This is a genomic window from Sporosarcina sp. So3-204, assembly GCF_058068165.1.
Window position 1 is genome coordinate 3087543 of the sequence record NZ_CM176485.1, and the last position, 13096, is coordinate 3100638.

The window sequence follows — 13096 nt, forward strand, 5'->3', positions numbered from 1 at the left end:
GCAACGACTCCTTTTTAATTATTTTTTATTTCTAGGTCTCTCTTTATTCGGTCCTGCCGTCTGAAGCGCACCGTTACGCCAGATTTTCTCTACCGTTGTTATTCCTTTTGTTACTTTCCGATAATCACGTTCTTCTGATGGCGTCAATAAAGCCAATACTTCACCTGATTTTCCTGCTCGACCAGTTCTTCCCGAACGATGCAAGTATTGTTCAACAGTACGTGGGATATCAACGTGAATAACATGTGATAGTCCATCTATATCAAGCCCACGTGCCGCAAGATCAGTCGCAATTAAAATTCTGTGTTCTCCTTTTCGGAAACTTTCCAATGCCTGCTGTCTATCGTTAGCACGCATATTGGAATGTAGAACGATGATTGGTGCTTTATTATATTGAAGTTTCATTTCTTTCATTCTAATTTGATCAACATTACTAACAAAAGCTAATGCCCTTATTCCTTCTATATGTGAAAGCCCTCTGAGTATATCCGTTTTATCACGTAGTGGTGTCTTGATAAATGACTGAACGACTTCTCCTGATTTCGGCATATCTTTTTTACCGAACTGTATTCGAAGTGGATTATCCATAAAATCCTCGGCAACACGTTCAATTTCTTCTGTAATCGTAGCTGATACAACAACTACTTGTCTATCATGATTAGCCCCATCAATCATGTTTTTTATGAGAACTCTGTGTTCGCGAGCTAATAACAAATCACCTTCATCAAGAACCATATGCCGAATATCAAATAATTTTAATTTTTTTAATTGTACAAGCTCTAATAATCTACCTGGTGTCCCAACAACAATTGTCGGTTTCTTTTTCAAACGCTCTACTTGGCGCTTTACATTAGCCCCACCGATTAATGGTGCTACGGTAATTTTAGTCCCTGAAACCCAATCTCTAATAACATCCGTAATCTGGATAGCTAATTCTTGTGACGGTGCAATGATAAGAGCCTGCGTTTGTTGCTTTGAACCATCAACTAAATGTAACAACGGAATTACATAGGCAAGTGTCTTACCCGTTCCAGTCGGTGATTCAGCAACGATATCTTTTCCTGCAATCATTTCTGGTATCATTTTCTCTTGAATGGGTAACGCCTTGTCAAACTTCCATTTCTCCTGGAATACTTCATCCATTTTTTCTACAAAGGACATCGCCTTCACCACTTTCTCTCTACTCTATTTAGTGTACCATAGCATTACATTCAACACGTTATTCTAAAATGAAAAGACATTCAGAAGTTACGAAGATTACTCCTGAATGCCCCCCATTATTTTAATTTATAGCCACATCTTTGGATTGCTGTTTCAGCTAGGACCATCAATGAATCAATACAATCCACCAAATGAAGCTCTTTTTTCACAATTGATAATTCTGTGCATCCAAGAATCATTGTGTCGCAACCAGCTTCACGCATTGAATGTTCCATCATCATCCACTTCTCCGGATCTATCGGCATGCCAGCTTTCACATCATCATAAATTAGTGACATTAATACTTTTTGTGTAGATTCATCTGGAATAACGGGTGTTAATTCGTTACGTTCACAAGCTGATTGATAAATCCCTGTTGTTATTGTCCCAGTTGTACCAAGAATTCCTACCCGGTTTGCACCAGCTCTTTTTGCATACTTCACTGTTTCATCAATCATATTAATAACCGGCAAATCAGTACCAGCTTGAATCTGCTCATAGAATGAATGGGCAGTATTGCAAGGTATAATTAATACTTCAGCACCAGCAGCTTTCAATCGATTTGCATCTGATAATATGAATGGCACAGGATTATTCGTACTTTCTCCTAATATAAATGCAGTTCTATCTGGTATATTCGTATTATTGGTGATTGTCATATTTACATGATCCTGATCTTTTTCAGCATCAGTTCTCCGAACAATCATTTCTCCGATAAACATAGTCGCCAGTGGTCCAACGCCACCTATAATTCCTAATGATTTTTTATTCATCTGATTTTCAAGACCTTTACTATGTGAATTCTTCAACGGTTCACCGCCGTCTAAGTTTTTTTCTGAAATTCTTTACTAGTGGGATAAACTTTTCTAATACATTGTACATTAACGGGTTATATACTTTGTCAATCTCTCCGATATATTGCGCAGGTTCATCCTTGTTACAAAAACTTTTCTTGAATTTATATAACCCATCATTGCTACTTAATTCGAACACACCACCGAAATCATATTGTTCGGCACCTTCTTCAATCGCCCACTTAATGAGCTCATAATTCATCACATGATTCGGATTCAAATTCCTTTTCACATTATTACTACCTGCATAAAGATAGTAAAATTTACCATTGTAATTAATCGTAACACTAGCAGCTAATACATCTTCTTCATGATATGTAAGGTATACGCGCAAACTATCGAATGAATCTCGCATTAATTTAAAATAGGCAACTGATCTTGTTGTAATTTTGTTTCGCAACGCCATCTCTTCGTATATTTTATGAAAGATTTCAATATCTTCATCTGTACGTGAATAACGCACTTTCACACCTTTTCGAATAGCACCTCTAATACTACTGCGGCACCCTTTCGAAAACTTCGACATGATTGTCTCTTCATCATGATCCTCTAATTGTAAAATCATATTCATCCGAGGTTGAATAAGCTTATCTTGATCATCATCTTTAGATATTAAACGGAAACCAGCATCTTTATAGAGATTATAAAGTTCATCCGAATATGACACTTCAGGATCAAATTTCAGCATAATTGCTTTATTTTTTTTAGCTACTGCTTCCGCTTCTTTCAAAATTGCTTGAACTAATTCCATATCAAAAATATCGCACACAGGACCTCTTGGTGCATATAAGACAGAGTACCCTAAAGGTAACCGTTTAATAAGTATAGACATTGCAGCAATGATCTCGCCATCTTCCTCAAGATAGACATGTTCATTTCCCCAGTCATCTTTAACTTCTGACCAACGACGATCCTGTGTCACAGAACGAAACTTTGAATGAAGAACGAAATCGTCGTATCGATTCACATCTTCTTTATTCGATTTGTCGAGAATTGCCATTTACCAAAAACCTCCACTATATTTCATGCAAACACCTATAAATAATGCCGCATTCATCAATCCTTCAACGAAAAATACTTTTCAAACCGCTCATAATAACCTTTATAATAAGCATTCACTTTGAATCGTTTTAACAAACCAAAGTCTTTTGAATAGTACAATGTGTTTGAGGATTCACCTTTTTTAAATCGTTCAACAACCTGTTCTTTAAGTTCTTCATCCATCGTGTACTGAATAAGAAGATCCTTTGGAATTGTATGCCATAAATGCGTGTTTTTACCGTATTCAATTGGTGATTCACGGTTATAAACACGGTCTTCAACAAGGTACTTAGCCATATTATAGCCGTTTGCCGTAACAAAATAACTACTTCTACCTTGACGAATATTCAATTCAAATATTTTATATTTCCCATCACGTCTATCATATTTTAAATCTATATTTGCATAGCCTATAAAGCCAATTTCTTCTAGAAACTTTTTATATTGCGCATAAATTTTATCAGTATCTTCATTATACTCGCCGATGATCCCGACGTAATTGCCTATTAGTACTGGTGTGTAATCTTCTAAAATAACACGTCCCAGACACATCATTTGGACTTTCCCATTTTGATTAACGTAGGCATTTAATACACGCATTACTGTGTCATTTCCTGGTATATAATCTTGAATAATTAGAGAGTCTTCATAACTCGATGAATATACTTTTTGGATTGTGTCTATAAAAGAAGCCTTATCTTTAAGAACGTAAGCCTTCTTTTTCCCTTCAAATTGCGCATTAAAATAAGTCATACTATCAGAAGGTTTAACGACAATAGGATAATCAAATGGAAATTCCATTTCAACATCCATACCTTTTTTAAATACAACAGTGTCTGGGTAATCCAGACCGTATTCTTCACACATTTCATAAAATCGTTCTTTATAAACAACTTCATCCATTAGCTTTTCGCTAATAAAAGGCAAAATAAAATGAGGCTCTAGTTGATCTCGATGGCGTATAGCAAGTTCAGCATAATTTTCATTACTTGCAATCATCAACAACTTGTCCGCTCTATTTTTTAACTCACCATGTAAATCAAGTAAACTTTTAATAAATATTTCTGGTTCATCTAATTTTTCATATAGTTTCTTTTCTATTATTTTACTATGCATAGTCGGTAAGATATGACCTTTCGTGACTATGATGCTTTTTATTCCATATTCTTCATGAAAAGCCCTAGCCATGCCGTATGCATTATCATCAGAGCCAAGTATTACTGGCAGAAAGTCTACTTTTTCCATCGTTAATTCCCCTTTTCCCGCAACATGTTCCCGTGAAGGAAATAGTTCAATTAAAATATAACATATGCACTTCTTTTTAATGTTAGAAAGTGTTCATACAGCATTAAATATACGTGATTAAGCATTTTCTGTCAATTTATCCATATATCCAGAATTAAGTGGAAATACTTTATTTATAAATTAATAGTCACTCTACAGAAGTTTAATTTCCTAGTAATAGGGAAGAATAAAAAGGTAAATAACAAAATATTGGAGGTCAGTATAATGAGTGGGGAAAGCCATGAAAATAATCCCGAGGACTGGGCAAAAGCTGCAGATAATGCAGAAAAAAAAGCAACAGAAGAATTAGAGAAGTTAAAGCGTGAAGCGCAAGAAGAACTTAATAATACTAAACAAAGTTATAATAACCCAGATGATAACTAATTTAATACAAAACAAATCCAATACTTGCCTAACCGGCGCGTATTGGATTTTATAATTACTAGGTATTCCCGAGGGAAGTTGCTATACAGGGTAACCGACGTTGCATTGTTTTTGCCTAACGTTGCGAGGATTCAATATAACGTTGTATAGCTTGGCCGCGACGTTGATAGGTTTCCCATTTTTGTTGTGAAGTTCGGGCGACGTTTCATTGTTTGCGCCTGACGTTGCAAGGTTTCAATATAACGTAGTATAGTTTGGCCGCGACGTTGCTCGGTTAGGCGTTTTTTAATAAAGTCGGGGTCCCCGAAGTTCCTAAGGTCACGTTCAATGCCTTATCATTTTAATACAAAAGCCGCCCGAAGTTTTGGATGGCATTTTTCACCTCATGTACTGATTGACTAGTTCATAACACCTTTGCTTGGTAAGTTGGCCTAACGTATCTAAACGTTGAACACTAGCAAATGTGCCTCCCTCATAATATGCAGCATCTTCATCCGCTTGTTTGTCCCTATCCTTAATCCATTGCCTTTGTTTGTCGCGTAAAGACTTCATTTCTTTTTTTGGTAATTGCTTTTTTAAAACACCATAAATTTCATTTAATGCTTTGTCATATCTATCGTAAACTTCAGCCGTTGCCTCTACCAAATTAACCGTGATACCAGTTTCGAATAAATAATCTAGGTCACTCAAACCTTCTTCAATTTGACTTAATTTATTCAAGTAATCATTTTTCGTACTATTGGCTTTCGACTTTTCAGTTTTTTCTTCTTTTAACTTTGCTTGTTCCTCCTTTGCCACAATCTCTGCTTTAGCCTTTTCTTCCGCGTCAATTTTTTGTTGTTGAACGCCTGCAACTATTGTGCTTTTTATTTCATCAACTTCAACTGTGAATTGGGTTAATCCAATTTTTAGTTCTTCGTTATTTACTAATGCATCTAATTGATTTTGCGCTTCTTCGTAAAACATGTTATTAATTTGACTTTGAATTTCCTGTATTTTATTCGTAATCGTTTTACTTTGCTCTTTGTTTTCTTCGGCTAACTTTATAAAAGTATCAAGTTCTTTTTTAAGACTAATAGGTAATTTTTGGAGCCCTATTATTATTTTTGCTTTTTGTAAGGCTTCGTCCCAATCAGCTTGTTCAATTGCCTCTTTCACTTCATTAATATCGGTTAATTGTTGAAGAGCTTTTTTCGCTACTTCATCTTTCGGTTTTTCATCTAACGCCAATTCATATAATCCATATGCCTTATCGATTTCCCCACTAGCTAAGGCTAGTTTTGCATCCTCAATTGCTTTATCATAAACCCTATTTCCACATCCAGCTAAAAGGAAACTTAACATAATAGCTACAGCTAACTTCTTCATAGATCGCACCAACATTCTTACTATTTTTCGGCTACAATTACTTACTATTTCAAATTATTACTCGTACTAGACTTTTGCATCCTCATTTATATGTGAACTGAAAGCCAATTTCAATTCATAAAGTCTTTTTTAAAAGCAAGTTGAAGTGAACTAAATGATTCTATTTTAGAAAAATTTACACCTAACTGATTTGCGGTTTGTGCAATTTCTGGCCGTACTCCTGTAATAACTGATTTAACACCTAATAACTGTAGAACTTTTGTTAGTTCATAGATCTGATGAACTACTGTCGTATCAACAAAAGAAACACCTGAGAGATCTATGTATAATTGGGTGATATCAGCTTTCAAGCATTTTTCTGGGATTAGATCCATGACGCTTTTAGCACGCATTGTGCCCATTTCTCCTATTAATGGTAAAACCCCTATTGACGAATTGATGAGTATTACCGGTGAACCAAGTTCTTCAATTAAGCTTTCTTGGATTCTAAACTTACTTTTCATCATTTCATAATATGTCTTTGAGAATTTAATCGTCAATTTATCAAATGCCGAATGAATAATCATCCCCCATTTTAAGAGGTCTGCATGTGTAATTTCTTCCATGTTCGAATCCACAAATCGTTCCAAAAACGTCCAATACGCTTTTCTGGCATTAGAAAGCGCATCCAACACTTCATGTATGGGCGTATTAGTACTTACCCTACTTTTAGCTAAATTCAATGCCCATTCCTCTTTATTATCATCAAATACTTTTTTATCATTCAATAAAATACTTGTTACGGTCAAATTAGTAAATCGATTTTGTTCACGTAATAATGCTTCTACGGATTGATCCGCATTTATTGAATAAATGGACGATCCACTATCGTTCCGGTGAGAAAGCCATTCATCAGAAATCGCAGATAAATTGTCCATAATATAATTGTAAAGCTGTGAATCTATTTGACTCATTAGCCTTCACCTCTCTTACTGTGTAGTTGTTCATCTTCTATATTTCATACTTGCTATAAGTTTATCAGAAATTTGTTCTTTCAACAAAAAAATGAAATAATTGTGAGCGTCGAATAGTTAAATTTAAAGTGATATTCTACTATATACAGAATTTATTCAAACGCCATGTTCAAACACACAATCTTTTATTACTTACATTCGAAATGTTAATATAGAGTTGAAAGTAAAAGCATGAAATAGAGGAGGTCTTATATTTGTTATTGGAATTTAATGAATTAAATTATTTGGCTATTTTATTTGGAGCGATCTTGTATATGATATACGGCGGAATTTACTATTCTATTCTACTCTCTGACAAAAGAATGCAGAATACCGCACATATTAAAGATGAAAAGCAAAACAGCAGTTCGTTTAAGTATATTGTCTCGGTTATCGTTGCCTTTATCAGCTCATTTATCATGTACACGCTTGTTCATATTATAGGTTCAGACGGCATATTAGACGGCTTAGTGGTGGGCTTCATGGTTGGTATTGTCATTGCACTTGTTTATTTTAAAAACACATTATTTGGCCTAATTAAGAAAAAATCATTTATCATTGCAATTGGGGATCATCTCGTTATCTTTACGCTGTTAGGCGGGTTGCATGGTTTAATGATGTAAGTTGTATGAGAAAAAAGATACGCCATATCCGTAATGGATGTGGCGTATCTTCTTTTATTTCCACTTTTTAAACATTGTCAAGAAGAAGAAAAAGGTGACTGAGCATACCACACCGAAGAAAATCAGCACTATATATTCTGAGAAACCGTAATTTGCAGGACTAAAAATAATTAATCCGTAAAGAAATCCTGATACGATTCCTGCAACCAGATAAAGTAATAACTTCTTAACAGCTGGCAATGCCTTTGTTTTTCTAGAATAGTCGACAAATAAAGCGAAAGGGATAGCGACTAAACCGAAGACAGGCAGTGTAAAAAGTATAAATAAAAAAGCAACATCAAAAAATCCCCAAGAATCCTCTGAAAATGAGACATCATATAAAGCAGCAAGTACTCCAGATAATATTGAAGCGAGAATCCCACTTAACAAGTATATTGATAACCCACTTACTGTTTTATTGTATGTCTCTTTCAACTCTCTTACCCCCGAACCACTTTTATTCCCAACCTTTACAAACGTCTACCCACTCTTGACCTTTAGCATATGTATATAATTCATCACAAGTCAGCTCAATTGCACTATTACTACTCCCACATGCAGGGAAAATAGTATCAAATCGTTTTAATGATTCATCCAAATACACTTTTACATTTTCAGGAATACCAAACGGACAAACGCCACCAATTGCATGCCCAACGTGTTCCAGCACTTCATCAGGAGATAGCATTTTGGCTTTGACACTAAATGTTTTTTTGAATTTTGGGTTGTCAATTTTCGTATCTCCCGCAGCTACTACTAAAATACATTCGTCACCTTTTTTAAAAGACAATGTCTTCGCAATACGTGCTGGCTCTATATTTAATGCTTGTGCTGCAAGTTCAACTGTTGCACTCGATGCTTCCAATTCTTGTATTCTATGTTCAATTCCTAAATTTGCAAAATATGCTCTTACTAATTCAATAGCCATTTTCTGCCTCCTGTTTTTTACGAATTTTGAATTTCCTAATCCCAATAGTTAATAGTAATTTGTTCTAGTGCTTCAGGTTTTTAAATGTTTTAGTTAATAAGTAATCATAATATTCAACCAATGACTATAAATGTTTGAATCGTCGTACTGAATAATCCAATCAGATTTATTATTCATTGGCAATATCCGCATATTTTTTCATTTTATACATCGATAAATCAGCTTGTCGAACTAACTCCTCTATGTCTTCCCCTAAATCTGGGAAAATAGCTATACCAATAGAAACTTCAACTGAAGGGATTAAAGGAATTTCACTATGTGCTAATTCTTTTTGAAGTCTTTGCACATAATATTTTTGAAAACCTTCCTTAATGTTTGATACGATGTGTAAAAATTCATCGCCACCCCAACGTATGACGAAATCATCCTTGTTTGCATTTTTCTTTATTACGTTTGCAACGTAACTTAATAACTCGTCACCTTTTTGATGTCCAAAACTATCGTTAACTTCTTTAAAGTTGTCAAGATCAATAATAACTACAGCAAACTTTTTGTTTTTATTTCGGAAAAACAAAACATTTTTTTGAAACGCTTTTTTTATCATTCGTCGATTATACGTATCGGTTAATGGATCTTTCTCTGCGTAGTATTTAGCTAAATCATATTGCTTACCACCCACCCAAGCAACCATTAAAAATACACTTGTTAATATAAAAAAGCTTGCTCCAAATGGAAGTCCGAAGTATTTATGGTAATAAAAATAACGAAGAATATTGAACAAAAATACTACTCCAACAGCAAAAGCTCTACCTTTATATCCCATTAATTCGCCTCTTTTTTTAACTATCATTTATTTGTCTATAATAAATATGCCTCATACTTACCTAATACTTGTACAAATGCTTCTCCGATAAAGCGAATAAATGTATATTAATTAAACAGCCCAAACTACTCCTTAACTGTAGCAGATTTATATCCAGGGCTAAAGAACTGTTATTTAGAATAATAAATAAAACCTTCTAAAATATAAAAAAACTTCAATATAGACCAGATTGTTCAGGATAATAATCCTACCTTTATTATACTGGATAAGTATTCCAATTCAAAATATATTAGTGATTGTGCACCCAATCATTATGTTCTAAGACAGCACAGGCTAATTAATTAGGTGCTCCATAAAGACAGTACATATACAACTCAAGAGATTAATCTTACTAAAAACCTGTCTATTAACCTATAATAATTCACTACTTTCATAACAATTGATTCTAAATAACATGGTGCACAAGAACTACAACTGTTGTATGATTGAATTAATTCGGATAGTACAAGTATGATTGGAGTAATTGACATGAAAAATGATAATTTGATCCAACTTCAACAGAAGGCTTCATTATTAAGAGTTGAAGGTAATTATAAAGAAACGATAGAAGTTTGCAATCAATTACTGGAACTCGGGCTCCAATCTGAAAATCATAAATCCATCTTAATTGCACATATAAATAATGCAGCATCTTATTATTGTCTAGGAATGATTGAAAGAGCATTTCAAAGTATTGAAGCACATGTCGATTACAGCTATAAGTATGGGGATAAGGCAGATCAATTAAATTCTTTTAATATCTTATTTTTATTGCATGAATATAATAAAGAATATGATAAGGCTAAAGAGACACTTACCAAAAGTATTGCACTTGGGACAGAGCTCAAAAAATTTAATATTGTGAGCAATGGCTATAGTAATTACAGTTCCATTTATTCCAAAGAAGAAAACTTTGGTGAAGCGCTTAAAATGGGCTTATTAGGATTACAAGCGGCAAAAGCACATGAGCCGCAAACTGAGATACTTGAATTAAGAGTAAAATTAAATATAGCAAATGCTCATATTGGATTAGGAAACTTAAAGAAATCTAAGTATATGATTGATGAAATGATTCAAAATACGATTTTAGAATCATTTATCAGAGAAAAAACACATGTTTATGATTTACAGGGGCGTTGGTTTATGCAAAGTAAAGACTATCAAAAGGCATTTAATTCGTTATCAAAAGCTGTTGAACTAGCAACTAGTTACAATGACATTTACTTACTAAAGGGACTTCATGAAAAGCGTATGGAGCTATGTGAATTAATGGGAGATATTCACGCAGGCTTTCTGGTGCAACAGGATTATATTGCACTTTTACATCAATTGAGCGAAAGAGAAATTGCATTAGAAGCAAAAAGGTTAGATGTTAAAATTAATATTTCTGAGGTAAAACGTAAAGCAGATATTGATTTCCTAACTGGATTGTACAATCGGAGTTATATAGAAACGGCTACAAACGCTTTATTAACCGAAGCGCGTCGGAATGATAAACAAATAGTATGCATTGCTCTAGATTTGGATAATTTAAAAACTATGAACGATACATATGGGCACCTCTTTGGTGATAAACTGATTCAACTAGTAAGCAAAACTTGCGTATCGCTTGTGAGAGAAGATGACTTAGTTGGTCGTTTCGGTGGTGATGAATTCGTCATTATTCTAAAAGGTCTATCTCTAGATTTCGGTAAAAAGAAAGCCGAACAGCTGTCGAAGGCCATTCGTGACTTAGTCATTGAAAAAGATGGTAAACGAATAGTACTTACAGTTAGTATTGGAATTGCAGATAATTTGAGCGGTTCAATTTTAAAATTCAAGGATATATTTCATAATGCTGATGTTGCATTATACAAAGCTAAAAAGAATGGAAAGAATCAAGTTTGCATATAAAATATCTGCACAATTTTTAAAAATAGATGCCCATACAACACTATATTAAAACTAGTGTTGTATGGGCATCTATTAAAAACTTATTAAAATGACATTGATTGCCCGTTCCTTTCTAAAAACTTTTCTTTTTCTTTATAGTCCGGCATGATGCTTCCGACACGTCTCCAAAATGAACGATCATGGTTCATATGAAGTAAATGACAAAGTTCATGGATAATTACGTAATCAATGACGTCAACTGGCGCCATAGCAAGACGATAATTAAAAGTGATTTTTTTATTCGTATTACAACTACCCCACTTACCTTTTGATTCAACTATCTCGATGATTTTAGGCTTTACTTTCAGTTTTTCTTGATATATTTTTATTCGTTCCTCTACAATCGTCTTGCAACTATTAAAATAAAACTTTTTGAGATTATTTTTGAGTGCCTCTTCATTGAACTCACCTATTTCAATTAATTCATGAAGGAGATGCTCTTTCCCTAGATATAGAAAAATCCCTTGTTCATCATACTTCCTATGATTAGAAGTTACTTGGTTCGCCTCGACTGAACGCATTTTCTCTACTATCCATTCCACTTTACTTTCTACTGCACTAATAATCGCTTCTTTACTAGTATTGTTGGGAACTTTCAACGTTAGGAAGCCAAACGAATCAAAATGAATGGACATCTTTTTCCTTTTTCCATACTGTACATTAAAATCTATTACTTCATTTCCAATTTTAACTTGCATAATTACCCTCATTTTTAATTATGTAATATTTTAATTACAAAGGGGTAACTAATTATAATTAGCTACCCCTTCATAAAATCTTCAGGTTATTAATCATATATCAGTTTTTTTAGAACCTGGAGCCCTTTTACCAATGACGTTTTCTTGAAGTTTCTTGATCTGTGTTAATACTCCTAAAAGATGATCTAGTAGTTCCACTTGGCATCTGACCGTTCACACGCGGATCTTGAGAAATCATTTCCCCAAGCTCTGAAGAACCCGCTTTCCTTTTTACTTTTCGTATTTCATCTTCAAAAAATAATGACATGTCCAAACCTCCCTCCACTTTATGCGAGAAAGGAATCATGAAAGCATTGTAATTTTACCCCCGATACTTTCCCCCCTCTTCGTATAATACGTTGTCGTAATGCGGGGACGAGGGGTAAGTGCACATTGTCGTATAAATATTTTTTAAATTAAAACTATATTATAAGAATGTTTTATTACTTATTTCCACCTTCTGACCAATTAAAATTAAGTTGCCACACAAAAAACACCGCAAACCCGCATTCCTTCGTTTCCATTTATAATAAAGTCCCCATACCTTTCCCCCGTTTTCACCCTTTTCCGTTCACGTTTTGACCGCTTTTTCACCCTTTTTTCACGCTTTTTGTTCACGTTTTTCTCTCTTTATAATAAAGATAGTAGAGATAAGGGTTCGAAGAAAAGCAGGTGTGGTAAGGGTTAAAGAGATTTTGGATAAAGAACTTTGTTTTAAAAAGTTGAAAATGGATGGTGCGAGTTTATTATAAAGTGCTGGAGTTTATTTTGGAGCTACATAGAAGAAATAAGGGTTAAGGCTTAGTAGGTAAAGTAGATTAGCAAATAACCTCGTAAATTTTTTAAGTAAAT

Annotated in this window: 14 protein-coding genes; 3 read left to right on the forward strand and 11 right to left on the reverse strand. The window is 34.1% G+C overall.

All coding sequences use genetic code 11. From position 1 onward, the window contains the following. Positions 1-18 precede the first annotated feature (18 nt). The 4 genes from AC3RV6_RS15315 to AC3RV6_RS15330 all read right to left on the reverse strand — a co-directional run bounded on the left by AC3RV6_RS15315 (position 19) and on the right by AC3RV6_RS15330 (position 4340). Positions 19-1161 (reverse strand): DEAD/DEAH box helicase, encoded by a 1143-nt coding sequence (locus tag AC3RV6_RS15315; protein ID WP_489746834.1) that lies wholly within the window; start codon positions 1159-1161, stop codon positions 19-21. A gap of 116 nt (positions 1162-1277) precedes the next feature. After that, positions 1278-2009 (reverse strand): cysteate racemase, encoded by a 732-nt coding sequence (gene cuyB, locus AC3RV6_RS15320; protein WP_489746835.1) that lies wholly within the window; start codon positions 2007-2009, stop codon positions 1278-1280. A 4-nt stretch (positions 2010-2013) separates the two neighbouring features. Continuing rightward, positions 2014-3054, reverse strand: coding sequence for a lipid II:glycine glycyltransferase FemX (locus AC3RV6_RS15325; RefSeq protein ID WP_489746836.1), 1041 nt, complete (start codon positions 3052-3054; stop codon positions 2014-2016). Positions 3055-3110: 56 nt separating this feature from the next. Beyond that, positions 3111-4340, reverse strand: coding sequence for a carboxylate--amine ligase (locus AC3RV6_RS15330; RefSeq protein WP_489746837.1), 1230 nt, complete (start codon positions 4338-4340; stop codon positions 3111-3113). A gap of 264 nt (positions 4341-4604) precedes the next feature. On the opposite strand from AC3RV6_RS15330, the gene AC3RV6_RS15335 reads away from it, so the two are divergent. Further along, on the forward strand, positions 4605-4763 hold the full coding sequence (locus tag AC3RV6_RS15335; RefSeq protein WP_489746838.1) for a hypothetical protein: 159 nt from the start codon (positions 4605-4607) through the stop codon (positions 4761-4763). A gap of 378 nt (positions 4764-5141) precedes the next feature. Here AC3RV6_RS15335 and AC3RV6_RS15340 read toward each other — a convergent pair whose 3' ends face one another. Both AC3RV6_RS15340 and AC3RV6_RS15345 read right to left on the reverse strand, forming a co-directional pair. Continuing rightward, the gene (locus tag AC3RV6_RS15340; RefSeq protein WP_489746839.1) at positions 5142-6131 is read right to left on the reverse strand and encodes a lysozyme inhibitor LprI family protein; all 990 of its coding nucleotides are present in this window, start codon (positions 6129-6131) and stop codon (positions 5142-5144) included. A 110-nt stretch (positions 6132-6241) separates the two neighbouring features. Further along, positions 6242-7084, reverse strand: a complete 843-nt coding sequence (locus tag AC3RV6_RS15345) for an STAS domain-containing protein (RefSeq protein WP_489746840.1) — start codon at positions 7082-7084, stop codon at positions 6242-6244. Positions 7085-7338: 254 nt separating this feature from the next. Between AC3RV6_RS15345 and AC3RV6_RS15350 the strand changes: the two genes are divergently transcribed. Next, positions 7339-7746 (forward strand): DUF1761 domain-containing protein, encoded by a 408-nt coding sequence (locus AC3RV6_RS15350; RefSeq protein WP_489746841.1) that lies wholly within the window; start codon positions 7339-7341, stop codon positions 7744-7746. A 54-nt stretch (positions 7747-7800) separates the two neighbouring features. Here the strand turns inward: AC3RV6_RS15350 and AC3RV6_RS15355 are convergent, their stop codons facing one another. The 3 genes from AC3RV6_RS15355 to AC3RV6_RS15365 all read right to left on the reverse strand — a co-directional run bounded on the left by AC3RV6_RS15355 (position 7801) and on the right by AC3RV6_RS15365 (position 9536). After that, positions 7801-8220 carry a hypothetical protein gene (locus tag AC3RV6_RS15355; RefSeq protein ID WP_489746842.1) on the reverse strand — a complete coding sequence of 140 codons (420 nt, stop codon included), beginning with the start codon at positions 8218-8220 and terminating at the stop codon, positions 7801-7803. 22 nt (positions 8221-8242) lie between these two features. Beyond that, the gene (locus AC3RV6_RS15360; RefSeq protein WP_489746843.1) at positions 8243-8713 is read right to left on the reverse strand and encodes a YbaK/EbsC family protein; all 471 of its coding nucleotides are present in this window, start codon (positions 8711-8713) and stop codon (positions 8243-8245) included. 169 nt (positions 8714-8882) lie between these two features. Next, positions 8883-9536: a GGDEF domain-containing protein gene (locus AC3RV6_RS15365; protein WP_489746844.1), complete on the reverse strand. Its 654-nt coding sequence runs from the start codon at positions 9534-9536 to the stop codon at positions 8883-8885. 528 nt (positions 9537-10064) lie between these two features. Here AC3RV6_RS15365 and AC3RV6_RS15370 point away from each other — a divergent pair. Continuing rightward, complete coding sequence (locus tag AC3RV6_RS15370) at positions 10065-11468, forward strand: tetratricopeptide repeat-containing diguanylate cyclase (RefSeq protein ID WP_489746845.1); 1404 nt, start codon at positions 10065-10067, stop codon at positions 11466-11468. 83 nt (positions 11469-11551) lie between these two features. Here AC3RV6_RS15370 and AC3RV6_RS15375 read toward each other — a convergent pair whose 3' ends face one another. Together AC3RV6_RS15375 and AC3RV6_RS15380 are read right to left on the reverse strand one after the other, a co-directional pair. Continuing rightward, positions 11552-12205: a M48 family metallopeptidase gene (locus AC3RV6_RS15375; protein WP_489746846.1), complete on the reverse strand. Its 654-nt coding sequence runs from the start codon at positions 12203-12205 to the stop codon at positions 11552-11554. A 127-nt stretch (positions 12206-12332) separates the two neighbouring features. Continuing rightward, entirely contained in the window at positions 12333-12512 is a 180-nt protein-coding gene (locus AC3RV6_RS15380; protein ID WP_489746847.1) for a hypothetical protein, read from the reverse strand. Positions 12513-13096: the final 584 nt, after the last annotated feature.